Below are 22,338 nucleotides of genomic sequence, written 5' to 3'. Positions count from 1 at the left end.
CAATGCCTTCTCGTTTAAGCCCGTCGGCCCCGTCCGTTACGCCTGCTTTCCCAGTCATGTCTGATTTTTCCGCGCGGCTGATTGCGTGGCAGCGCCAGCATGGCCGTCATGACCTGCCGTGGCAGAACACGCGCGATCCCTATCGCATCTGGCTGTCGGAAATCATGCTGCAGCAGACCCAGGTGTCGACGGTGATTCCGTACTACGCAAAGTTTCTTGCGCGTTGTCCGGATGTTGCGTCGCTCGCCGCCGCGCCCGCGGACGATGTGATGGCGTTGTGGGCCGGCCTCGGCTATTACTCGCGCGCCCGCAATCTGCACCGCTGCGCGCAGGTGGTGGTCGAGCAGCATGGCGGCGCGTTTCCCGCGTCGGCCGAAGCGCTCGCGGAATTGCCGGGCATTGGCCGCTCGACGGCGGCGGCGATCGCCTCTTTCGCGTTCGGCGCGCGCGCGACGATTCTTGACGGCAACGTGAAGCGCGTATTGGCGCGGGTATTCGGCGTCGAAGGTTTTCCAGGCGAAAAGAAAGTCGAGAATGCGATGTGGACGCTGGCGGAATCGCTGCTGCCGTCCAACGCATCGGACGACGATGTCAGCGCCTACACGCAAGGCCTGATGGACCTTGGCGCAACGTTATGCGTGCGCGGCAAGCCGGACTGTCTGCGCTGCCCGTTCGCCGCCGACTGCGTGGCCAACGTCACCGGACGTCAGCGCGAACTGCCCACGGCACGGCCAAAGAAAGCGGTGCCGACGCGCCGCACGTGGATGCTGGTGCTGCGCGACGGTAACGCCGTGATGCTGGAAAAGCGTCCGCCGTCGGGCATCTGGGGCGGCTTGTGGAGCCTGCCCGAAGCCGCCGACGAAGCCGCGCTCGCCGAGCGTGCGCGCGCCTTCGGCGGCGACGGAGCGGTCTCGCCGCTCGCGCCGCTTACGCACGTGTTCACGCATTTCAAGCTGGATATCGAACCGCGGCTCGCTGAACTGGATCGCGGGGTGGGCGCATTGGCCGCATTGGGCGACGCGGACACCGCATGGGTCGCGCTAAGCGATCTTGACTCGTTCGGCGTGCCCGCGCCGGTGCGCAAACTGCTGGATGGTCTGCACGGCTCGCTGCTCTAGCAAACCTCGAGCAAAAAGCACATCAAATCAAAGCAATTGATGCTGCTGCATATAGTGATGAACCACGTCGATCCGCGCGCCGGCGTCCTGCAATTCCATCAGCTTTTGCCTTGCACGAAGGGCGATTGGCAGCACTTCCGCAAGACGGTTCGACACCCATGACGGATCTTCCAGCCTGAACGGCTCGGCGAACGGCAAACTGTCCGGATCGCGCTCGCGAATCGTTGCGATAATCCGCTCCAGCACTTCCGCACACGCGCCGAATTTGGCCAATTGCTCGTTGCCCTCGAGGGGGATGTCTTCTCCGAGCGGCTCCGCCATGCCGACCAGCAAACCGCTGCTCTCCACGCGATGCGACAGCAGGCGAAACCGCCGCGTGCCGCGCGCCCGGATTAGCAGCATGCCGAAGGCTTCAACATCACACTCTTCGATTTCGGCGAGGCATCCAATTGCCTCCGGCACCGAAGGCTCCTCTTCGCGCGCTACTTCCGCACCGCTTTTCAGCAGACACACACCGAACGGCGTTTTTTCACGCAGACAGTCGCGCGCCATGTCGAGGTAGCGCGCTTCGAAGATTTTCAGCGGCAGCAGCCCATCGGGAAACAGCACCGTATGTAGCGGAAACAGCGGTACATCGGCAAGCACAGTAGAAGAAGACATGGCGCAACGCTTCGAGTTGAGGCCGCGCAATGCAGCCGGTTAAGCCACTAACTTCGATGATTCGCCGGCATGAACCGGCGCATCGCGGTGCCGCACAATGACATTTGCCGAAGTTGCGAGACGCGCGGCGAGCGTCTCCGCAATGAACACCGAGCGGTGCTGGCCGCCCGTGCAGCCGATCGCGACCGTCAGATAACTACGGTTGTCGTCGCGGAAATGCGGCAGCCATTTGACGAGAAACTTTTCGATGTCGTCGATCATTTCATGCACGACCGGCTGCGCATCGAGAAAATCCATCACCGGTTTGTCGAGGCCCGTGAGCGGCCGCAATTCATGATCGTAGTACGGGTTCGGCAGCGTGCGTACGTCGAAAACAAAATCGGCGTCGAGCGGCACGCCGCGTTTGAAGCCGAAGGACTCGAACATCAGCACGAGACCCGAATCTTCCTGCTCGATGAAGCGTTTGACCCATGCACGCAGCACGTTTGCGCGGAGATTGCTGGTGTCGATCTGATGGCCGAATTCAGCGAGACCCGCCACGAGTTCGCGTTCGCGCTCGATCGCCTCGGCAAGCGACGTCAACAGGCCGACGTCCGCGTCATGCGCGGTCGAACCGGATAGCGGATGGCGACGGCGCGTTTCGGAGAAGCGTTGAATCAGCGACTGCGTGCTTGCATTCAGGAAAAGGACGCGCACGTCGTGGGCGCGCGAGAGGTCACGGATCATCGCGGGCATTTCGTCGAGCGAGGCGCTCGAGCGCGCGTCGATCGCGACCGCGAGGCGTTCCTGGCCGTCGTCGGCGAGATAGTTGGCGAGTTGCGGCAGAAAACGCGGCGGCAGATTGTCGACGCAGTAATAGCCTGCGTCTTCAAGCGAGTTCAGGGCAACTGACTTGCCGGAGCCGGAAATACCGGTGATCAGGATTATGCGCATGGAGTCGTGAAATCCGTACAGTTCATCATAGCATCTGGTCCACGTACGCGTGGCGCCGCAGCCTGCCGTTGGCTGCGGACCTCATGTGCCGTGGAGTACTGCGGAGTGCCGCGGCGTGTTGCCGAATGCCGCGGATTCAGATCAATTTGCCGGGAAACTGGCTGTCCGGGTCCTGCATGGCCAGGCGCTGGCGATCCATGAAGTCGCGCAGCGTATCGATACCGCGCAGTTGCAGGATCGTGTTGCGCACGGCCGCTTCGACCAGCACCGCGAGGTTGCGGCCGGCCGCAACCTGAATCGTGACCTTGCTGATCGGCAGGCCGAGCACGTCGACGGTTTGGCTTTCCAGCGGCAACCGCTGGAATTCGCCGTCGGGACGGCGCACCAGTTGCACGATCAGTTTCAGCTTCATTTTGCGGCGCACCGCGGTTTCGCCGAAGATCGTCTTGATGTCGAGCAGGCCGAGACCGCGCACTTCGAGCAGATTTTGCAGCAGCGGCGGGCAGCGTCCTTCGACGAAATCCGGACCGAGGCGCACGAAATCCACTGCGTCGTCAGCGACGAGGCCGTGGCCGCGGCTGATCAGCTCCAGCCCGAGTTCGCTCTTGCCGAGGCCGGAATCGCCGGTGAGCAGCACGCCCATGCCGAGAATGTCGAGAAACACGCCGTGCAGCGTGGCGCGCGGCGCCAGAATGCGCGACATGTAGAGGCGCAAGCTGTCGATCACCGCGGCGGCGGACATTGGCGTGGTGAAGAGCGGGGTGGACGAGCGCGTGCAGCGCAGCACCAGTTCCGGCGGCGCGGCAACACCGCCCGCCACCACCAGAAACGGCGGTTCCAACGCGATCAGCTCGGCCATGTGGCGTGAGCGGTCCTCGTCGGTTTGGCGCTTGTAGTAGTCGATTTCGGCATCGCCGAGCACCTGGATCCGGTTCGGGTGGATCAGGTTCAAGTGGCCGACAAGGTCGGCGCTCGACGTGGCATTGGCGACCGATTCCGATGAAAAGCCGCGCTCCCAGCCTTCATGCCCCGTCAGCCAGCTTAGCTTCAGCGTGGCGGCGTTGTCGTCGAAAATGCTCTGGGCGTTGATGCTGGACGTATCCATGAGTCAGTGACTCCAGTGTGGGCCGCTTGCTCGGCAAAGGGTGCGGCCGCGCTAACGCGGGCCGCGAACCATGCCGGGCTGTACTCGCGCGTACGTGGATAACCGGACAAATGAGCGGGCGGTTAACCAGGCGAACGAGCGGGCAAACGATCGGCGTGCGGATAACCGCCGATGCATCAAGGTTGCCACTGAGTGAGCAGCCGATGCAACGATTCGCGGTCTTCTTCCGTGTGCAGGCGCTCGCGGGCCTCGCGATCGGACAGCAACTGGGCGATTTCCGAAAGGATTTCGAGGTGCTGCTGGGTGGCCTGCTCAGGCACGAGCAGGAAGATCAGCAGCGAGACCGGCTGGCCGTCGGGCGATTCGAAGGGAATGGGTTCGGCGAGGCGGACGAATGCGGCGAGCGGCTGCTTCAAGCCTTTGATCCGGCCATGCGGAATCGCGACGCCTTCGCCGAGCCCAGTCGATCCGAGGCGCTCACGCGCAAACAGATTGTCAGTGACCGTGCTACGGGCGATGCCGTTCTGGTTCTCGAAGATCAGGCCCGCTTGCTCGAATACGCGCTTCTTGCTGGTGACCGATAGTCCGACGACGACGTTCTCGAGGGGAAGAAATTTGGCTAAACGATTCATGTTGACAGGCGAAAACGTGGCCTGGGTTCTCCTCGCTGGGGCGTTTGAGTGGCGTTCCATTCGTTTGATGCTCACGGCGCCGTGCATTGGAGTCCGAAAGCGCAGGACTCTGGCCAACCGACTTCCGAGTGAGCTAGCTTGACCCCGATGGTAACCGGAACATTATAGAACAGGGTAGACACGGATGGTGCGGCGCGCCATCAATGCATTATGGGTTTATTTGAAGAGTCGGTCTGTGCGGCGTTGAGCGCAAGAAGGGGCCGGGAAGTAGGACCAGAAACGAAAAACCGCCCGGTTGGGCGGTTTGGCTGGGGTAAGGAAATCAAGGAAAACCAGGAAACCCTTCTAATTTTCCTTATTGCGGCGGCACGTCGAGTTGCGGCGCCGGTTGATACTTGATCGCATCGTGCTGATGGCCTTGCAGCCGATCCTTGTGACGTATGACTTGTCGGTCAAGCTTGTCGATCATCAGATCGATCGCAGCGTAAAGGTCGCTGTCACAGCTCTCGACAAAGATGTCCTTGCCTTTCAGATGGAGGTTGATTTCCACCTTTTGCCGCTTTTCCTTTTCCTTATGGTTGTCGACCGAGAGGACCACACTGCCGTCGATGACCTGATCAAAATGTCTTAGCACCCTATCCAGTTTGGTGATCACGTATTCGCGCAACGCAGGCGTTACTTCGAGGTGGTGTCCACTGATCTGCAGATTCATAGTGCTTCTCCAAGCTAGAGGCCGCTTGTTCCGCACGATGAGGAAGGTCCGGTCGATCTGTCGGCTTGCCTGAGTCGTCCCCCGGTGACTGACTTCTGGCAGGTCGCATCGGCCGGCCTGTCCGCCAACTTGCGGAGCGGCCGGTAAATGCCCGCCGCGGGAGACGACGGGCTCAATAAAACGCCGGGCCGCCCCAAGTTTTCTTCCCCCTTCGGGGGACCTGGCGCGAAGCGACAGGTTGGGGGCGCGCTATAGAGACTTGCGCAGGTTGACCGCCGGAATCTTGAGCGCTTCGCGATACTTCGCCACGGTGCGCCGCGCGACCACGAAGCCCTGTTCCGCCAGCAGTTCGGCTATGCGGCTGTCTGAAAGAGGAGATTTCGGGTTTTCCGCTCCTATCAGTTGCTTGATGAGTGCGCGAATGGCCGTGGAAGAGGCCGCGCCACCTGTATCAGTCGAAACGTGTGATCCGAAGAAGTACTTAAATTCAAGCGTCCCGAATGGGGTCAGCATGTATTTACCGGTTGTCACACGCGAGACAGTCGACTCGTGTAGGCCCAGCGTATCAGCAATTTCCCGCAAAACCAAGGGGCGCATGGCAATTTCGCCATGCACAAAAAAGCTCTTCTGACGCTCCACAATAGCCTGCGCAACCCGGAGGATGGTCTCGAAACGTTGCTGGATATTCTTGATCAGCCAGCGTGCTTCCTGCAGTTGCTGGCGCAACGATCCGCTGCCCGGATCGCCCCGGTTATTGCGCAGAATATTCGCGTACAGATGGTTGATGCGCAGCTTCGGCACCACTTCCGGGTTCAGTTCGGCCTGCCAGCCCTGTGCCGTTTTGCGCACCATGATGTCCGGCACGACATAGTCCGCTTCCGCCTTGCCGTAAGCGGCGCCGGGAAACGGCTCGAGCGAGCGGATCAGCACATGCGCATCGCGTAAATCGTCGTCGTTCGCCTTCAGATGCTTGCGCAGACGCGTGAAATCGCGTGCGGCGAGCAATTCCAGATGATGGGCGACGATGTCGAGCGCAAGCGTGCGCGTAGGTGATGGTTCGAGCCGCAGCAATTGCAGCTTGAGGCATTCGGACGCGGAGCGCGCGCCGACTCCCGCCGGGTCGAAGCTATGCAGCAGCGCAAGCGCGGCATTCATTTCGTCGAGATCGACTTCGAGCTCTTCTGGCAGGTCGGTCAGTACCTCGTCGAGCGTGGCCGCAAGATAGCCGTCGTCGTCGAGCGATTCGATCAGGAAGGTGATCAGCGCGCGGTCGCGCTGGCTCGCCTGGGTGACGCGAAGTTGCGCCATCAGGTGATCGCGCAGCGAGGTGCTCGATTCGTGGATTTGCAGTGGCGGCAGATCGTCGTCGTCCGAGGCATTGCCGGAGCGGCCGTAGTCGCCGAGATCCCATTGCGACGCGTCGCCGTTGCCGTCGCTTGCGAGCCCGTTGTATTCGTCGACACCCTGCGGCTCGCCGTTCTCGGCGCGCTCGCTGCTGCTGGTGGACGAAGAGGACGTATTGCCGCCCATCTGGTCGGGCGGTGCGGAAGAATTGGGCGCCTGCGCGATCAACGAACCGTCGGCCGCCACGCGCAGAGGACTCGCGATCCAGTCGTCCTCATTCTCGAGGAGCGGATTCTGCGAGATCGCCATTGCGACTTCCTGCTGCAGTTCGAGCGTGGACAGCTGAAGCAGCCGGATGGACTGCTGCAGTTGCGGGGTCAGCGCAAGATGCTGCGAGAGGCGGAGTTGGAGGCTGGCTTTCATGGCAGGTTCAGATTCATTGTAGAGAGTTTGCCACGACCGCGATACATTGCGACATTCACAATTACGCGTGCGCCCGTTTTCGGCGGCGCTGGGCGCGGGACGGCCCAGGTCAAAAATGCTGATGTGCGGATGCCGCAAAGGGGCTGGCGGGTGCGCGCTCGCACCGCCGGCAATCCCTTGTGCACTTACATGCGGAAGTGCTCGCCCAGATAGACGCGTCGCACGCTTTCGTTTTCGATGATGTCGCTCGGCGCACCGGCGGCCAGCACGCTGCCGTCGCTGATGATGTAGGCGTGGTCACAGATGCCGAGGGTCTCGCGCACGTTGTGGTCGGTGATCAGTACGCCGATATTGCGCTGCTTCAGAAATTTAACGATCTTCTGGATTTCCAGCACGGCGATCGGATCGACGCCCGCGAACGGTTCGTCGAGCAGAATGAAGCTCGGATTGGTGGCGAGCGCGCGGGCAATTTCAACCCGCCGACGCTCGCCGCCCGACAGCGACAGCGCCGGATTCTCGCGCAAGTGAGCGATCTGCAGTTCGTCGAGCAAGGCTTCGGTGCGGCTCGTGATGGTGTCCTTGCTGAGCCGCTTGCCGTTGTCTTCGTGCTGCAATTCCAGCACTGCGCGAATGTTTTCCTCGACGCTGAGCTTGCGGAACACCGAAGCTTCCTGCGGCAGATACGACAGGCCCAGCGACGCACGCTTGTGAATCGGCAGCAAGCTGATCGACTTGCCGTCCAGATCGATTTCACCTGCATCGAGCGGCACGAGGCCGACGATCATATAGAACGAGGTGGTCTTGCCGGCGCCGTTGGGGCCGAGCAGGCCGACCACTTCGCCGCTTTTGACGTCGAGCGAGACGTCTTTGACGACCGTGCGCGAGCCGTAACGCTTCTTCAGATTGCGGACCACCAGCGAACTGCTGGTGCCGGCCGGTTTGCGATTGGGGAGGGACGCGGATGAACTCACTGGTTCGGGGCTCCCTGGATCGTGGTGGACGGCGCGAGCGTGGCCGACCCGCCGTTCAGCGGCGCAGCGCCGCCATTGCGCGGCGCCAGCATCGCGCGCACGCGGCCGGTCGGGTTGCCCGGGCCGGCAACGTCCTTACCCGCTTTCGCAGTGTAGAAGTCGTTCTGCCCGTCATACGTGATAACGCTGCCGCGCACCTGGTCCATTACCGTCGAGAGGCCTTGCAGGCGCTTCACGGTGGCGTTGGTGGTGAGCGTGGTCAGATCCTGCTTGCCGTCGTAGTCGATACGAATGGCCGTACCTTCGATGTATTCATCGAGGCCTTCGCGCTTCTGGCGGAAATACGACAGATTGCCGCCACTCGAGGTGCCGGTGGCGTACTGATAGCCCTGCGGGTCTTGCGTCACTTCGACCCGATCGGCCTTGATCACGATCGTGCCTTTGGTGGCGACCACGTGGCCGGTGAAGATGTTGACCTGTTTGAGGTCGTCGTAAGTCATGTTGTCCGCTTCGATGTTCAGCGGCTTGTCCTTGTCGGCGCGGTCGGCGTGCGCGAGCGGCGCGAAGCCGGCGAGCGGCAACGCGACAATCAGCGCAGCGAGTCCGGCGCGGCACGCGGACAGGGTGCGCGTGCGGCCGGTATCAAAACGGGGGAACGATTCGTTCATGCAGTCACGCCTGGAATGGATTACCCGGGTTGCTTGGGCGAGCTGCCGCCGGCCTCGGACGCGGCGATCGCGCCCTTCACATTGCCGAACAGCTGCATCACCCGGGTGACGTTGTTGTAGTTCATGCCGCTGGCAGTCATCACAGACATGCCGCGCTGAAGTTTAACCGGCTTTTCAGTCTCGATGACATCGTCGTTGACCAGCACCCTAAAATGCTGCGAATCCGCTTGCATCTGCGGATCGCCGTTACCGGCGGCCCGCAGGATGCGCGCGTTGTCGTACAGATCGACGATCGAGGCGTCGCCGTTCACCTTGCCGGTGTCGCCGGTCGCGGTGACGATCGGCTTGCCGGGCTGAAAGGCGCGGATGGCCGGCTTGACCAGGTCGCTCAGCTCGTCGTCCTCGTAATGGATTAGAGACTGGGCGGTCAGGCGATATTGTGTCGAGCCCGATTGATCGAGTTCGGAAACCGAGAAGTTGTCCGCGAAGTAGTCGGGCGTGTGCTCCTTGGGGCGCACCACGCTTTCGTTCTGCCGCGGCAGCGTGGCTTGCAGCAGCCACCAGGTGATGCCCGCGAGCGCCGCCATCGCGACGAGCGGAATCAGTGACGTCCAGCGAAACTGATTCATCCGACGAGGCCCCGCTGTTCGCCGCTACAGGCCGCCGCGAGCAGTGCTTCATATTTGTGCTGCGCGCGCAGCAGGGTGTCGCAGACTTCACGCGCCGCGCCGTGGCCGCCGCGTGCCTCACTGACCCAGTGGGCGCGTGCGATCACTTCAGGATGCGAATTGGCCGGCGCGGCCGCGAAGCCGACCTTCAGCATCACGCCGAGATCGACCCAGTCGTCGCCCATATAGCCGCATTCTTCCGCCGTCATGCCGGTTTGTTTCAGCAGGTCCGCGAACGCCTGGGGTTTGTCTTGCACGCCCTGATAGACGTGCGCGATGTTCATTTCCTTGACCCGCGCCGCGACGATGCCCGACTTGCGCCCGGTGATGATCGCGGTTTCGATGCCGGCCTGGCGCAGCAGCTTCATGCCGTGGCCGTCCATCGAATTGAACGCCTTCATCGTGTCGCCTTCCGCCGTGAACAGCAGACCGCCGTCGGTCAGCACGCCGTCGACATCGAAAATCATCAGCTTGACGCGGCTTGCGCGTTCAGTGGCGGTAAGCGGGGAGACAGCCATCAGATCACCTTCTTCGAGAACAGATCGTGCATGTTGAGTGCGCCGATCAGCTTGCCTGCTTCGTCGACGACCAGCATCTGATTGATGCGGTGGCGCTCCATCAGTTCCACGGCTTCGACAGCCAGGTGGTCCGGACCGATGCTGCGCGGGCCGGGGGTCATGACCGAGGCGATCGGCAAATTGCGGAAGTCGCCGTCGCGTTCGAGCACACGGCGCAAGTCGCCGTCGGTGAAAATGCCGGTCACGTGATCGTTGTGGTCGACGATCGCGGTCATGCCCATGCGCTTGGCGGTCAACTGGAACAAGGCGTCGCGTACGGTGGCGTCAGGCGTCACCTTCGGCACCTGGTCGCCGGTACGCATCACGTCGCGCACATAAGTCAGCAGGCGCCGGCCGAGCGCGCCGCCCGGATGCGAGCGGGCGAAATCGTCCCGGCCGAAGCCGCGCGCGTCCAGCACCGCGACCGCGAGCGCATCGCCGAGCGCGAGCGCGGCGGTGGTGCTGGCGGTCGGCGCCAGATTCATCGGACAGGCTTCTTTCGACACGGCAGAATTCAGATGCACGTCGGCCAGTTGTGCGAGACTCGACGATGGACGTCCCGTCATCGCAATCAGCTTCGCGCCGAGCCGCTTGATGAGCGGCAGGATCGCCACGAGTTCTTCGGTTTCACCGGAATTGGAGAGTGCGAGGAACACGTCGTCTGCCGTGACCATGCCGAGGTCGCCATGACTGGCTTCCGCCGGGTGAACGAAGAACGCCGGTGTGCCGGTGCTGGCGAGCGTGGCCGCGAGCTTGCGGGCCACGTGGCCGGATTTGCCGATGCCGGAAACGACCACGCGTCCACGGCAACCCAGGATGAAGTCGACCGCCCCGACGAAACCATCGTCGAGTTGATCGCGAAGCGCGCGTACAGCGTCCGCTTCGATGTCGAGCACGTCACGAGCGAGCGCGAGTGCCCGGTCGCCATTGATTTTCGCTATCATTCGCGGAGTATAACAAAGGCGCTTGTTCGCCGCGCCGGGCCTGCTGTGCCAAGCCACTGCCTTTATTGCTGTTTTTAACGGCCCCACAACCTTGCCGCACGGTGTTAGCGTGCGCGGTTCCGCTGACGAACGAGGACGCTTTACCGATGCGTTTTTGCCGATGATTTCCCCGCTCGAAATGACGCTATTCTTGCTGCTGGCTTCAGTAGCGGGTGTGGTGGTTTTTCGCTTTCTGAATCTGCCGCCGATGCTCGGCTATCTGACGGTCGGCATCGTCGTCGGGCCGCACGCATTCGGTTTGATTCCCGACTCGGCGGGCGCGCAGAACCTTGCGGAATTCGGCGTCGTGTTCCTGATGTTTTCCATCGGGCTGGAGTTTTCGCTTTCCAAACTGCGCTCGATGCGCCGGCTCGTATTCGGCCTCGGCTTATTGCAGGTGATCGGCACGATCGCCGTGGCGGTCACGCTCGGCTTCGTGCTGGAACGCTGGGTGCATATCACGTGGCAGGCGAGCGTGGCACTGGGCGGTGCGCTGGCGATGTCGTCCACGGCGATCGTCAGCAAGATGTTGGCGGAACGGCTCGAGATCGAAACCGAGCACGGCCGCAATATCTTCGGCGTGCTGCTGTTCCAGGATCTGGCGGTGGTGCCGCTCCTGATCGTGATCGCCGCGTTGGGCGGCGACTCGAAAGATCTCGTCAGTTCGCTCGGCGTGGCGGCCATCAAGATCGTCGTGGCGTTGGCGCTATTGTTAATAGTGGGGCAGCGCTTCATGACGCGCTGGTTCAACGTCGTGGCGCGGCGCCGCTCGCAGGAACTGTTCATTCTCAATCTGCTGCTGGTGACGCTCGGTGCAGCGTTCATCACCGACAAATTCGGGCTGTCGCTTGCGCTCGGCGCGTTCATCGCCGGCATGTTGATCGCCGAGACGCCGTACCGGCATCAGGTGGAAGAGGACATCAAGCCGTTTCGCGACGTGCTGCTGGGCCTCTTCTTCGTCACGACCGGCATGCTGTTGAATCCGCGGGTGATCTGGGAACATCCGTTCATCGTGCTCGGCTTCCTGGTCGGCCCGATTCTGCTGAAGGCGGTCATGGTCACGGGGCTCTCGCGCCTGTTCGGTGCGTCGCCGGGGGTCGCGATGCGCACCGGTATCGGCCTCGCGCAAGCCGGCGAGTTCGGCTTCGTGCTGCTGAACCTGATTCTCGACAAGCATCTCGTCGACGCCACCCTGTTGCAGGCGATTCTCGCGGCGATGCTGCTGTCGATGCTGGCCGCGCCGTTCATGATCCAGAACGCGGATCGAATCGTGCTGCGGTTGTCGTCGACTGAATGGATGATGCAGTCCTTGCAGATGACGCGTATTGCCACGCAGAGCCTGAAGCAAAGCGGCCACGTGATCATTTGCGGGTACGGCCGGGCCGGGCAGAATCTGGCGCGCATGCTGGAGCACGAAGGTTTGTCGTACGTCGCGTTGGACCTCGACCCCGATCGTGTGCAGGCCGCGGCGACCGCGGGTGAGTCGGTGGTGTTCGGCGATGCGGGGCGGCGCGAATCGTTGCTTGCCGCCGGTATCCACCGCGCGGCGGCGATCGCGATTACCTACGCGAACACGCCGTCAGCATTGCGCGTGCTGCACAACATTCACGAGCTGGAACCCACGCTGCCGGTGATCGTTCGTACCGTCGACGACGCCGATCTGGAAAAGCTGCTGGCCGCCGGCGCGACCGAGGTGATTCCTGAAATCGTCGAAGGCAGTCTGATGCTGGCTTCGCATACGCTGGTGCTGATGGGTGTGCCGATGCGCCGGGTGGTGCGGCGGGTCGAGGAAATGCGCGACGAGCGCTATGCGCTGTTGCGCGGCTATTTCCACGGCGCGGACGACATGGAAGATGACGACGGCCACGAACAGGTGCGGCTACAATCGGTGCCGGTCGACGAAAACTCGGACGCGGTAGGCCGAACGCTGGCGGAACTGGGCCTGTTCGATCTGGGCGTTGAAGTGACGGCCATTCGACGCCACGGCATTCGCGGCGTCGAGCCGGACCCGTCCACCAAGCTGCGCGCGAGCGATATCGTGGTGTTGCGCGGTCTGCCCGAACAGTTGGCCGAAGCTGAAGAGCGGCTTTCGAAGCATCGTCGCGCGGGCGCCGCCGCAGCCTGACGTGAATGGCCGGCGTGGTGTGATTTTTCGCGGGCCGGCGTTGCCGCATATGCCTGAGCCGGCGGAGTGGCCGGCCACACCTGGCCGTCCGCCCCTGATTTAGCATTTCATCGGACCTGTCGAGGTCCATCCGGAGACACCATGTCCAACGCGCTCGCGAGCGCGCCGCTCGATGCGGCCGACTACATCAAAAGCCACATCCGCACGGTGCCCGACTGGCCGCAGTCGGGCGTGCAGTTCCGCGACATCACGCCGCTCCTGCAGGAGCCGAAGTCGCTGCGCGTGCTGATCGATCTGTTCGTGCAACGCTACATCGACGCGAAGCTCGACTACGTCGCGGGGCTGGACGCGCGCGGCTTCATCATCGGCCCGATTCTGGCTTACGAACTGAACCTCGGCTTCATTCCGATCCGCAAGCAGGGCAAGCTGCCGTACAAGCGGGTCGCGCAATCCTATGAGCTGGAATACGGCACCGCCACTGTCGAGATTCACGAGGACGCCTGCAAGCCGGGCGATCGCGTCGTGATCATCGACGACCTGATCGCCACCGGCGGCACGATGATGGCCGGCAAGATTCTGCTCGAGCGGCTCGGCGCGGTAGTGGTTGAAGGTGCGGCGATTATCGATCTGCCTGAACTCGGCGGCTCGAAGCTGCTACGCGACGGCGGCCTGCCGCTCTATACGGTGACTGAATTCGGCGGCCATTGATCGCTGGATACGAACTTCTTCCTGCGCCTAAGAAGGTAAGAAAGATGCCCAACTTCCTGTTGTTCCTCGCGACCTCGATCGCCATCACGATGGCGCCCGGCCCGGACAATCTGCAGGTTCTTGCGCGCGGTATTTCGCAAGGCCGTGCGGCGGGTCTCGTCGCCGCGCTCGGATTTGCCGCCGGCATCACCTTTCACACCACGTTGGCTGCGCTTGGCGTGGCCGCCTTGCTGCGTTCGTCGCCAGTTGCGTTCGAAGTGATCAAGCTGGCCGGTGCCGCGTATCTGATCTGGATCGGCATCAAGGCGCTGCGCAGCCAGGGGCTCGCCACGGCGCACGCGCGCGCGCCGCAACCGTTGATGGCGGTGTTTCGTCAGAGTGTGCTCGGCAATCTGCTGAATCCGAAGGTGACGCTGTTCTTCGTCGTGTTCCTGCCGCAATTCGTGCAGCCGCATGGCACGCAGAGCGTCACGGTGCAGATGCTCGAACTCGGCGTGTTGTTCATGTTGCAAACCGTGGTGGTGTTCTCGCTCTTCGGCGTGTGCGCGGGGATGATCGGCGGCTGGCTGAAGCGCCGGCCGCGCGTGGGCGTGTGGCTCGACCGGCTGGCCGGCGCGACGTTCATCGCGATTGGGATTCGGGTTGCCTTGCGTGATTGAGGCGGCCGACACGGCCGACAACGATTCAGCGCGACCGAAGAACAGTTTGGAGTTTTAAATGACTTTGCCTTGCATTACCGCCGCACGTCGTTTCGACGTCCGCGCGCATCTGCCGTTATGGATCGAAGCCGAACAGGTCGGCTGGATTCGCTCGACCGATGTGCCGTTGCTGACGCGCTGGCCCGATGTATTCGAAATCGACGGCACGCGCGTGACGCTCGCGCCCGCGTTCAACACGGTCGATCTGCGCAGCACGGCGCTCGGTTCTGTGATCGGTGCGCTTGCCGCCGAAGGCCGCATTCCCGGCTGGCGCAACGAGACCTACGCGATCCGCAATGCCTTCGATGCGCCGCCGCTCGCCTTCATTGAACGCGCGGCGTCGCGCTTCTTCGGCACGCTGACCTACGCGGTGCATCTGAACGGCGTCGTAGAATACGCGGATAGCGCCCCGCGGGAGGCCGCCCCGCGGATGGCCGCCCCGCAACTATGGATCGCGCGCCGCAGCGACACCAAGGCGACCGACCCGGGTATGCTCGACAACGTCGTGGCAGGCGGGATTGGCTGGGGCTTCGGCATCGAGGCAACGATGGTCAAGGAGTGCTGGGAAGAAGCCGGCATTCCCGAGGAGATCGCCGCGCGCGCTGTGGCTGGCCGCACTGCGCATGTGCTGCAATCGTTGCCGGAAGGCACGCAGGCCGAGCAGATTTTTATTTACGATCTCGCGCTGCCGACCGATTTCGCGCCGCGCAATCAGGATGGCGAAGTGGGCGAACACCGGCTCGCGCGCATCGACGACGTGGCGCGCTGGATTGAGGAAGGCGCGATGACCGTGGATGCGAGTCTAGCTACGCTGGATTGCCTGCTGCGCCGTCGCTGGATCGATGAGGACGCGTGTGCGGGCATCGAGACGCTGTTCGCGCCGCCGGTGTTTGCGTAGGCGCACAAGCGCTAATGACGCGCTAGTAGGCGCATAAGCGTAGTGAGGCGCTAGTAGTCGCAGAAACGCATAAGCGCAATGAGCCGCTAATAGCGCGCTGCGCGACGAAAAGCTTGAGTTACGCATGCAGCACGCTGCATCGAACAAGACACACCGAACAAACCACGCATTGAAGAAAGGGAGTCACCCAGGTCATGTCGACCGATCACAGCTTTATCCTCAAACTGTCGTGCGCCGACCGGCCCGGCATCGTCCACGCGGTTTCGGGCTTTCTGTTCGAGCGTGGCAGCAATATTCTCGACTCAGCGCAGTTCGGCGATAGCCGCACCGGCGAGTTCTTCATGCGCGTGCATTTCCAGCAGGTGGGTGGCGATCCGGGCCTGGAGGCGTTGCGTACGTCGTTCACGACGCTCGCCGAGCAGTTCGGCATGCGCTGGGAATTGCATGATGCGTCGGTGAAGCCGCGCGTGGTCATCATGGTGTCGAAGATCGGCCATTGCCTGAACGACCTGCTGTTCCGCTATCGCACCGGTCAATTGGGTATCGAGATTCCGGCGATCATCTCGAACCACAAGGAGTTCTATCAGCTCGCGGCCAGCTACGACATTCCGTTCCATCACTTCCCGCTAATGGGCGGCACGCCCGACGCGAAGGCCGCGCAGGAAGCACGCGTGCTCGAAGTGATCGACGAACATCAAGCGGATCTGGTGGTGCTCGCGCGCTACATGCAGATTCTGTCGCCGCAGTTGTGCGAATCGCTCGCCGGCCGCGCGATCAATATTCACCATTCGTTCCTGCCGAGCTTCAAGGGCGCGAAGCCGTATTACCAGGCGTTCGATCGCGGCGTCAAGCTGATTGGTGCCACCGCGCACTACGTGACGACGGATCTTGATGAAGGCCCGATCATCGAGCAGGAAGTGGAGCGCGTCGACCACAGCATGACGCCGGAGCAACTGACGGCGATTGGCCGTGACGTCGAATGCGTGACGCTCGCACGCGCGGTGAAGTGGCACGTCGAGCATCGCGTCGTGTTGAACGGCAGCAAGACGGTGGTGTTTCGTTAAGAGAAGTTGACGCGCTGGCGGTGGGGGCGGTGGCCAAACCATGGCCGCATGACCTCGCTGCAAGCGTGCGCCGAATCAGTTCGGCAGCGCAGTCTCTCTCCATGGCCGCGCAAGCTGCTGTAAGCGCGTTTCGAGTGAATGCGGCGCGCTCGTCTTGGATCAGGGCCGCGCAAGCTGTTGCAAGCGCGTTTCGAATGAATGCGGCGCGCTCGTCTCAGATCAGGACCGCATCGCGGTTCTGCCCACATCCCGCGTGTTCTGTGCGAGCCGTGCGTTTTGCGCCGAACGGCGGCGTGCATTCAGTTTCTTCAGCCAGATCAGCAATCCCGTTGCGCTCAGCACGGCGACCGCAATCCCCACCGCGCTAATCAGAATCCGCCCGCCGAGACCGAGGATGCGTCCCGAATGCAGCGGAAATTGCACCTGCATGAAGATATCGCCCGCCGTGCCCTTGCCGGGGATCTGCGCGCCGAGCTGCTTGCCGGTGGCGGCGTCCCAATACATCCAGGGGTTGCCGAGCCCCACATCGCCGTGATCGTTACCGGTTGCGTAGAAGCCGACGCCGTAGGCGTGCAGGAATTCCGCGTAGTAGAGGCCGCCCGGTGCCACCTTGAGGTTTTGCGCTTTGCCGGCTTGCTCGGCCAGTTGCACGATGCGCTCGCGGCTCAATACCTGATCGCCTGGCTCAGGCTTACGCAGAATCTCGGGATTGTTGATCGGATCAGGCGTGAGCGTCGAGAACATCGACACGATTGGCCGAACGACCGGCGCCGAAAGATTCATCGACACCGACGTCAGCGCGACGATCACCAGCAAGCCCCAGATCCACACGCCGCCCGAGCGATGCAGATCGAAGGTGAGTGCATAGCCGCCGCGCGTGAGGCGAAACGCGAACGACTTGCGCCATGCCTTGAAGCTCGGAAACGACAGCCATAGCGCGATGACGCTATCGAACAGCCACACGATCCCGACAATACCCATCAGCCACGTGCCGATATCGACACCGCCGGTAAACGGTAATTGCAGCGTGTAGTGCAGCTTGTAGATGAACGGAATCAGATTGAGCCGCGCGAGCGAAACGGCGCCCCATTCGCGCCGCCCCTGAACCTCGCCAGTGGCAGGGTCGACGGCAATCTGGTTGAAGTCGAGTGAGTAGGGCTGTTTCGTGGCGGGGTTGGTGCGCGGCAGCACCATCATCTGCAGTGTGTGGCCGGGTTCGGCGTCGAGCGGCAAATACGTCACCTGCAGGCGCGGATCAGCCGCTTCGACGCGACGTGCCAACTCGAGTCCCGACAGCGCCGGGCCGGCAGTGCGCGCTTTGAAGAACGACGGGTTCAGCGCCGCATCGAGTTCATGATCCCACGCGATGATCGCGCCGGTCAGGCCGGCGACGAACAGAAACAGCGCGATGGCGACACCGAACCAGCGGTGCAGCCGGACGAGTTGCTGCCTCATGAGCGAGCCGGCGAAATGCGGCGGGAATGCTGATGGCGTGTCACGACCAAGACATAAGTGCAAATGGGAATTGTTCGCATCTTACGGAATCATGCCAGCGGCTGCAAGTTTCTTGTAAGTCGGCGGCGACCTCATGTGGATCAACACGAAGTACGAGAAGGGCGCGGCCAACAACGGCAATTGCGTGGCTGGCGCGCCGCAATTCGTCGTGGCGGGTCATGACGTACGCGATGCCGTATATGCCGGGGCGGCGCATCGGCGCCGACGCGAAGTTCACCGGCAATACCAACGTGCGCCCAACGCGAATCTAAATGCGCCGGGCTCCATGCTGGTCAACCTCGGTGCGAGCTACGCCACGCGCATAGGCGGCTACGACGTGACGTTCCGCGCGGCGATCGACAACCTGCTCAATCGCCGTTACTGGGAGTATCAGTATGCGGACTACGTGACACCAGGCGATCCGCGTACGCTGTCGTTGAACGCGCGCGTCGACTTCTGAGCATGAAAAAAGCGGCAGTTAAATGCCGCTTCAGACTGCCGATCAACCCGGCCCTCGCTCACACCAGTCGCAGATAGATCAATTCCCGCTTGATGTACGCATAGAAGATCGGCGCCGCGACCACGCCGGGGATGCCGAACGCGGCTTCCATCACGAGCATCGCGACTAGCAGTTCCCACGCGCGTGCCTCGATCTGACCACCGACGATGCGTGCGTTCAGGAAGTACTCCAGCTTGTGAATCAGGATCAGGAAGACGAGCGACATGATCGCCGCCGGAAAGGTCACCGAAAGCGCCACCGCGACAATGATCGTGTTCGAGATCAGATTGCCGATCACAGGCAGCAAGCCGACGATGAACGTCACCAGCACGAGCGTTTTGGAGAGTGGCAGCGTGTCGTGAAAGATCGGCAGGATCACCAGCAGGAAGATGCCGGTGAAGACCGCGTTGATCGCGGAAATCTTGACCTGAGCGAATACGATGCGGCGAAAGGCGTCGGCAAAACGGGTCACACGCGTGACGAACGCAGTGGACAAAGGCAGCCGCTGCATATGCTTCTGGGCCCCGACGGCGATGATCGCGCCGATGATCATGCCGATCAGGATGTGCGTGAAAGCGCGCGCAACAGACTTGCCGCTTTGCTGCAGCATGTTCGCGTGCGTCTGCATCAGCTCGGCCGCCTTCGTCTTCATCTGCTCGGTATCGACCGGCAGATAGTTGGCGACGAATTGCGGAATCCGGCCGCGCGCCTGGTCGATCAACTGCATTGCCTGGTCGAGCAGCTTCTGGACGCTCGGCACGTCGTTTTCGAAATGTTCGATGATGCCGAGCGTCAGCCCCGTCAGCGCCCCGACAATCACCGCCGAGAGGATCACCACCGCGAGCCAGCGCGCGCGCTGACTCGACATATGCCGTTCGATGCGCGGCGCAATGGTGTGCACGAGTTGAAACACGAGCAGCCCGGCCAGCAAGGCGCCGAGCAACCTCAGTTCGATGACCGCCCACATGCCGAACAGCATCAGCACGTAGCTGCCGATTTCGACCGCCGACAGCTTCGGCAGGCTCATGTCGCTAGTCAGCCTGACCGGGCGTGGGCGTAGGTCCTGCACTTGCCCGTCGTCGCGCGCCTGATTCCGCTTGGCCATGGCTTATCCCGTTTCCAACTCGTGTTGTGCAGCGTTACTTTCTGCTGGCGGTGCGTTTCAGCAGCGGCGCCAGATATTTTCCGGTAAAACTTGCCTTTGACTTGGCGACCTGCTCAGGCGTGCCTTGCGCGATGATCTGACCGCCGCCGGCACCGCCTTCCGGACCAAGATCGATCACCCAGTCGGCGGTCTTTATTACATCGAGATTATGCTCGATGATCACGACGGTATTACCCTGGTCTCGCAAACGATGAATGACTTCCAGCAGCAAGGCGATGTCGTGAAAGTGCAGACCGGTGGTTGGCTCGTCGAGGATGTATAGAGTGCGACCGGTGTCGCGCTTGCTCAGTTCCAAAGATAGTTTGACGCGCTGCGCCTCGCCACCGGAGAGGGTGGTGGCCGACTGGCCCAGCCGGATATAGCCCAGACCCACGTCCAGCAAGGTTTTCAGCTTGCGCGCGACGACCGGCACAGGCTTGAAAAACTCGTAGGCGTTCTCCACCGTCATATCGAGCACTTCGCTGATGTTCTTGCCTTTGTACTGCACGTCGAGCGTTTCGCGGTTGTAGCGCTTGCCGTGGCAGACATCGCAGGGAACGTAGACGTCCGGCAAAAAGTGCATCTCCACCTTCAGCACGCCGTCGCCCTGGCAGGATTCGCAGCGGCCGCCCTTCACGTTGAACGAGAAGCGGCCCGCTTCGTAGCCGCGCTCCTTCGCCGCGGGCACGCCCGCGAACAATTCGCGGATCGGCGTGAACAGCCCGGTGTAAGTGGCCGGATTCGAGCGCGGCGTGCGGCCGATCGGTGATTGGTCTACGTTGATGACCTTGTCGAAGTGCTCCAGACCTTCGATCGACTCGTACGGCGCCGGCTCGGTGGATGATCCATACAGGTGATGCGCGACCGCGTGATACAGCGTGTCGTTGATCAGCGTGGACTTGCCCGAACCGGACACGCCGGTCACGCAGGTCAGCAGGCCGACCGGCAGATCGAGCGAGACGTGCTGCAGATTGTTGCCGAACGCCTCGACGATCCGCAGACGCCGTTCGTCCGGCTCCTTGCGCTCGTCGGGGAATTCGATGTTGCGGGCGCCGGACATATACTGCCCGGTCATCGACGCCGGATTCGCCTGCACCTGTTTGGGCGTGCCCTCGGCGATCACCATGCCGCCGTGCTCGCCCGCGCCAGGTCCCATGTCGACCACGTAGTCGGCCATGCGGATCATGTCCTCGTCGTGTTCGACGACGATCACCGAGTTGCCCAGGTCGCGCAGATGCTTGAGCGTGGCGATCAGCCGGTCGTTGTCGCGCTGATGCAGACCGATCGACGGCTCGTCCAGCACGTACATCACGCCGGTCAAACCGGAACCGATCTGCGAGGCGAGGCGAATCCGCTGCGCTTCACCACCCGAGAGCGTTTCCGCGCTGCGTTCGAGCGACAGATAGTCGAGTCCGACGTTATTCAGGAACATCAGCCGCGCGACGATTTCCTTGACCACCTTGTCGGCGATCTCGCGCTTCGAGCCTTCGAGCCGAAGCGTCTGGAAATAGCCAAGCGCATCGCGCAACGGCCAGCCGCTGATTTCGAAGATGCCGCGCGCGTCGCCGTCCGAGCCGATCCGCACGAAACGGGCTTCCCGACGCAGCCGCGTGCCGGCGCAAGCGGGGCAGGGCTGGTTGTTCTGATACTTGGCGAGTTCTTCGCGCACCGCGACCGAATCGGTCTCGCGGTAACGCCGCTCCAGGTTCGGGATGATTCCTTCGAACACATGCTCGCGCACGGAAGTGCGGCCGCGCTCGTTCATGTACGAAAACGGAATTTCCTGCTTGCCCGAACCGAACAGAAGAATCTTGCGGACTTTCTCCGGCAAGTCTTCGACGGCCGTGTCGATGTCGAACTCGTAGAATGCCGCGAGACTTTGCAGCATCTGGAAGTAGAACTGGTTGCGCCGGTCCCAGCCCTTCACCGCGCCTGCCGCCAGGGACAGCGACGGATGCGCCACCACCCGCTTCGGATCGAAGAAGGTGATTTGCCCCAGGCCGTCGCATTCCGGGCACGCGCCCATCGGGTTGTTGAACGAGAACAGGCGCGGCTCCAACTCCTGCAGCGAATACGAGCAGATCGGGCAGGCGAACTTCGAGCTGAACAGATGCTCCTTGTCCGTATCCATTTCCAGCGCAATGGCGCGGCCGTCGGCGAGACGCAGTGCCGTTTCGAACGATTCGGCCAGACGCTGCTTCATATCGCCGCGGACCTTCAGACGATCCACGACCACGTCGATCGTGTGTTTGTCGTTCTTTTTCAGCTTTGGCAGTGAATCGACTTCATAGATCTTCGCGACGCCTTCATTGGCGGTGCCGCCGCCCGAGCGCACGCGGAAGCGGATGAAGCCCTGCGCCTGCATCTCCTCGAACAGCTCGACGTGCTCGCCCTTGCGGTTCGCCACCACCGGCGCGAGGATCATCAGTTTCGTTTCTTCCGGCAACGCGAGCGCCGCGTCGACCATCTGCGAGACGCTTTGGGCTTCCAGCGGAATTTCGTGGTCCGGGCAGTACGGCGTGCCGACACGCGCGAACAGCAGCCGCAGATAGTCGTGAATTTCGGTGACGGTGCCGACCGTGGAACGCGGATTGTGCGAAGTCGCTTTCTGTTCGATCGAGATCGCCGGCGACAAGCCTTCGATCAGATCGACGTCCGGCTTTTCCATTAATTGCAGGAATTGCCGGGCATAAGCGGAAAGACTTTCGACGTAGCGACGCTGTCCTTCCGCATAGAGCGTGTCGAACGCCAGCGACGATTTACCCGAGCCGGACAGGCCCGTAATCACCACGAGCTTGTGACGTGGGAGGTCGAGATTGACGTTCTTCAGGTTGTGGGTGCGAGCCCCACGGATACGGATTTGTTCCACGCGTTATTCCATCACCTGGCCATTAGCTGGCGGAAAGAGGAAGAGGCTAAACCTGCTACTATAAC

At 62.2% G+C, this 22,338-nt stretch carries 20 protein-coding genes and 1 pseudogene; 7 read left to right on the top strand and 14 right to left on the bottom strand.

Annotation, left to right across the window (positions count from 1 at the left end):
• Positions 1 to 2 precede the first annotated feature (2 nt).
• Entirely contained in the window at positions 3 to 1,118 is a 1,116-nt protein-coding gene (gene mutY, locus P0D84_RS18210) for an A/G-specific adenine glycosylase (protein ID WP_408338596.1), read from the top strand.
• 27 nt (positions 1,119 to 1,145) lie between these two features.
• On the opposite strand, the gene P0D84_RS18205 is transcribed toward mutY, so the two are convergent.
• The 11 genes from P0D84_RS18205 to kdsD all read right to left on the bottom strand — a co-directional run bounded on the left by P0D84_RS18205 (position 1,146) and on the right by kdsD (position 10,735).
• A complete protein-coding gene (locus P0D84_RS18205; RefSeq protein ID WP_097391236.1) occupies positions 1,146 to 1,778 on the bottom strand; it encodes an LON peptidase substrate-binding domain-containing protein in 633 nt (210 codons plus the stop codon).
• A 39-nt stretch (positions 1,779 to 1,817) separates the two neighbouring features.
• A complete protein-coding gene (gene rapZ, locus P0D84_RS18200) occupies positions 1,818 to 2,711 on the bottom strand; it encodes an RNase adapter RapZ (RefSeq protein ID WP_408338594.1) in 894 nt (297 codons plus the stop codon).
• Positions 2,712 to 2,847: 136 nt separating this feature from the next.
• Entirely contained in the window at positions 2,848 to 3,816 is a 969-nt protein-coding gene (gene hprK / locus P0D84_RS18195; protein ID WP_007179412.1) for an HPr(Ser) kinase/phosphatase, read from the bottom strand.
• A 176-nt stretch (positions 3,817 to 3,992) separates the two neighbouring features.
• Positions 3,993 to 4,508 carry a PTS sugar transporter subunit IIA gene (locus P0D84_RS18190; RefSeq protein WP_012431657.1) on the bottom strand — a complete coding sequence of 172 codons (516 nt, stop codon included), beginning with the start codon at positions 4,506 to 4,508 and terminating at the stop codon, positions 3,993 to 3,995.
• Between the two features lie 295 nt (positions 4,509 to 4,803).
• The gene (gene hpf, locus P0D84_RS18185; RefSeq protein ID WP_179735939.1) at positions 4,804 to 5,160 is read right to left on the bottom strand and encodes a ribosome hibernation-promoting factor, HPF/YfiA family; all 357 of its coding nucleotides are present in this window, start codon (positions 5,158 to 5,160) and stop codon (positions 4,804 to 4,806) included.
• 249 nt (positions 5,161 to 5,409) lie between these two features.
• Positions 5,410 to 6,927, bottom strand: coding sequence for an RNA polymerase factor sigma-54 (locus P0D84_RS18180; protein ID WP_408338592.1), 1,518 nt, complete (start codon positions 6,925 to 6,927; stop codon positions 5,410 to 5,412).
• A 185-nt stretch (positions 6,928 to 7,112) separates the two neighbouring features.
• A complete protein-coding gene (lptB, locus tag P0D84_RS18175; protein ID WP_074285507.1) occupies positions 7,113 to 7,898 on the bottom strand; it encodes an LPS export ABC transporter ATP-binding protein in 786 nt (261 codons plus the stop codon).
• Positions 7,895 to 8,566, bottom strand: coding sequence for a lipopolysaccharide transport periplasmic protein LptA (gene lptA / locus P0D84_RS18170; protein ID WP_408338589.1), 672 nt, complete (start codon positions 8,564 to 8,566; stop codon positions 7,895 to 7,897). Before lptA ends, lptB begins: the two co-directional genes overlap by 4 nt.
• A gap of 20 nt (positions 8,567 to 8,586) precedes the next feature.
• Complete coding sequence (lptC, locus tag P0D84_RS18165) at positions 8,587 to 9,195, bottom strand: LPS export ABC transporter periplasmic protein LptC (protein ID WP_408338587.1); 609 nt, start codon at positions 9,193 to 9,195, stop codon at positions 8,587 to 8,589.
• Entirely contained in the window at positions 9,192 to 9,752 is a 561-nt protein-coding gene (locus P0D84_RS18160) for a KdsC family phosphatase (RefSeq protein ID WP_408338585.1), read from the bottom strand. The genes lptC and P0D84_RS18160 overlap by 4 nt, the downstream gene beginning before the upstream one ends.
• Positions 9,752 to 10,735, bottom strand: coding sequence for an arabinose 5-phosphate isomerase KdsD (gene kdsD / locus P0D84_RS18155; protein WP_408338583.1), 984 nt, complete (start codon positions 10,733 to 10,735; stop codon positions 9,752 to 9,754). The genes P0D84_RS18160 and kdsD overlap by 1 nt, the downstream gene beginning before the upstream one ends.
• A gap of 160 nt (positions 10,736 to 10,895) precedes the next feature.
• Between kdsD and P0D84_RS18150 the strand changes: the two genes are divergently transcribed.
• The 5 genes from P0D84_RS18150 (at position 10,896) to purU (ending at position 16,267) form a co-directional block, all read left to right on the top strand.
• A complete protein-coding gene (locus tag P0D84_RS18150) occupies positions 10,896 to 12,899 on the top strand; it encodes a monovalent cation:proton antiporter family protein (RefSeq protein WP_408339888.1) in 2,004 nt (667 codons plus the stop codon).
• Between the two features lie 141 nt (positions 12,900 to 13,040).
• Positions 13,041 to 13,607: an adenine phosphoribosyltransferase gene (locus P0D84_RS18145; RefSeq protein WP_408338581.1), complete on the top strand. Its 567-nt coding sequence runs from the start codon at positions 13,041 to 13,043 to the stop codon at positions 13,605 to 13,607.
• 44 nt (positions 13,608 to 13,651) lie between these two features.
• On the top strand, positions 13,652 to 14,266 hold the full coding sequence (locus tag P0D84_RS18140; RefSeq protein ID WP_408338579.1) for a LysE family translocator: 615 nt from the start codon (positions 13,652 to 13,654) through the stop codon (positions 14,264 to 14,266).
• A 58-nt stretch (positions 14,267 to 14,324) separates the two neighbouring features.
• Entirely contained in the window at positions 14,325 to 15,203 is an 879-nt protein-coding gene (locus P0D84_RS18135) for an NUDIX hydrolase (RefSeq protein WP_408338577.1), read from the top strand.
• A 194-nt stretch (positions 15,204 to 15,397) separates the two neighbouring features.
• A complete protein-coding gene (gene purU, locus P0D84_RS18130) occupies positions 15,398 to 16,267 on the top strand; it encodes a formyltetrahydrofolate deformylase (RefSeq protein ID WP_408338575.1) in 870 nt (289 codons plus the stop codon).
• Positions 16,268 to 16,486: 219 nt separating this feature from the next.
• Here purU and P0D84_RS18125 read toward each other — a convergent pair whose 3' ends face one another.
• Positions 16,487 to 17,722: a PepSY-associated TM helix domain-containing protein gene (locus P0D84_RS18125; RefSeq protein WP_408338573.1), complete on the bottom strand. Its 1,236-nt coding sequence runs from the start codon at positions 17,720 to 17,722 to the stop codon at positions 16,487 to 16,489.
• A gap of 118 nt (positions 17,723 to 17,840) precedes the next feature.
• Here P0D84_RS18125 and P0D84_RS18120 point away from each other — a divergent pair.
• Positions 17,841 to 18,221 (top strand): annotated as a pseudogene (locus tag P0D84_RS18120) (TonB-dependent siderophore receptor); the annotation flags it as partial.
• Between the two features lie 58 nt (positions 18,222 to 18,279).
• Here P0D84_RS18120 and P0D84_RS18115 read toward each other — a convergent pair.
• Positions 18,280 to 19,365: an AI-2E family transporter gene (locus P0D84_RS18115; RefSeq protein ID WP_408338571.1), complete on the bottom strand. Its 1,086-nt coding sequence runs from the start codon at positions 19,363 to 19,365 to the stop codon at positions 18,280 to 18,282.
• 34 nt (positions 19,366 to 19,399) lie between these two features.
• Positions 19,400 to 22,273, bottom strand: a complete 2,874-nt coding sequence (gene uvrA / locus P0D84_RS18110; protein ID WP_408338569.1) for an excinuclease ABC subunit UvrA — start codon at positions 22,271 to 22,273, stop codon at positions 19,400 to 19,402.
• Positions 22,274 to 22,338: the final 65 nt, after the last annotated feature.

This window comes from Paraburkholderia sp. RL17-337-BIB-A (assembly GCF_046025895.1).
Classification (GTDB): Bacteria; Pseudomonadota; Gammaproteobacteria; order Burkholderiales; family Burkholderiaceae; genus Paraburkholderia; species Paraburkholderia fungorum_C.
The sequence above is the reverse complement of the archived record's forward strand: the minus strand, read 5'-3'. Positions and strand labels throughout refer to the sequence as shown.

Bases quoted from the DNA above. Each gene is read 5' to 3' on its own strand.
- P0D84_RS18135 (WP_408338577.1), top strand. From the start codon at position 14,325: ATGACTTTGCCTTGCATTACCGCCGCACGTCGTTTCGACGTCCGCGCG.
- P0D84_RS18160 (WP_408338585.1), bottom strand. From the start codon at position 9,752: ATGGCTGTCTCCCCGCTTACCGCCACTGAACGCGCAAGCCGCGTCAAG.
- P0D84_RS18145 (WP_408338581.1), top strand. From the start codon at position 13,041: ATGTCCAACGCGCTCGCGAGCGCGCCGCTCGATGCGGCCGACTACATC.
- hpf (WP_179735939.1), bottom strand. From the start codon at position 5,160: ATGAATCTGCAGATCAGTGGACACCACCTCGAAGTAACGCCTGCGTTG.
- rapZ (WP_408338594.1), bottom strand. From the start codon at position 2,711: ATGCGCATAATCCTGATCACCGGTATTTCCGGCTCCGGCAAGTCAGTT.
- P0D84_RS18140 (WP_408338579.1), top strand. From the start codon at position 13,652: ATGCCCAACTTCCTGTTGTTCCTCGCGACCTCGATCGCCATCACGATG.
- hprK (WP_007179412.1), bottom strand. From the start codon at position 3,816: ATGGATACGTCCAGCATCAACGCCCAGAGCATTTTCGACGACAACGCC.
- lptC (WP_408338587.1), bottom strand. From the start codon at position 9,195: ATGAATCAGTTTCGCTGGACGTCACTGATTCCGCTCGTCGCGATGGCG.
- P0D84_RS18125 (WP_408338573.1), bottom strand. From the start codon at position 17,722: ATGAGGCAGCAACTCGTCCGGCTGCACCGCTGGTTCGGTGTCGCCATC.
- P0D84_RS18205 (WP_097391236.1), bottom strand. From the start codon at position 1,778: ATGTCTTCTTCTACTGTGCTTGCCGATGTACCGCTGTTTCCGCTACAT.
- mutY (WP_408338596.1), top strand. From the start codon at position 3: ATGCCTTCTCGTTTAAGCCCGTCGGCCCCGTCCGTTACGCCTGCTTTC.
- P0D84_RS18180 (WP_408338592.1), bottom strand. From the start codon at position 6,927: ATGAAAGCCAGCCTCCAACTCCGCCTCTCGCAGCATCTTGCGCTGACC.
- P0D84_RS18115 (WP_408338571.1), bottom strand. From the start codon at position 19,365: ATGGCCAAGCGGAATCAGGCGCGCGACGACGGGCAAGTGCAGGACCTA.
- purU (WP_408338575.1), top strand. From the start codon at position 15,398: ATGTCGACCGATCACAGCTTTATCCTCAAACTGTCGTGCGCCGACCGG.
- kdsD (WP_408338583.1), bottom strand. From the start codon at position 10,735: ATGATAGCGAAAATCAATGGCGACCGGGCACTCGCGCTCGCTCGTGAC.
- P0D84_RS18150 (WP_408339888.1), top strand. From the start codon at position 10,896: ATGATTTCCCCGCTCGAAATGACGCTATTCTTGCTGCTGGCTTCAGTA.
- P0D84_RS18190 (WP_012431657.1), bottom strand. From the start codon at position 4,508: ATGGAACGCCACTCAAACGCCCCAGCGAGGAGAACCCAGGCCACGTTT.
- lptA (WP_408338589.1), bottom strand. From the start codon at position 8,566: ATGAACGAATCGTTCCCCCGTTTTGATACCGGCCGCACGCGCACCCTG.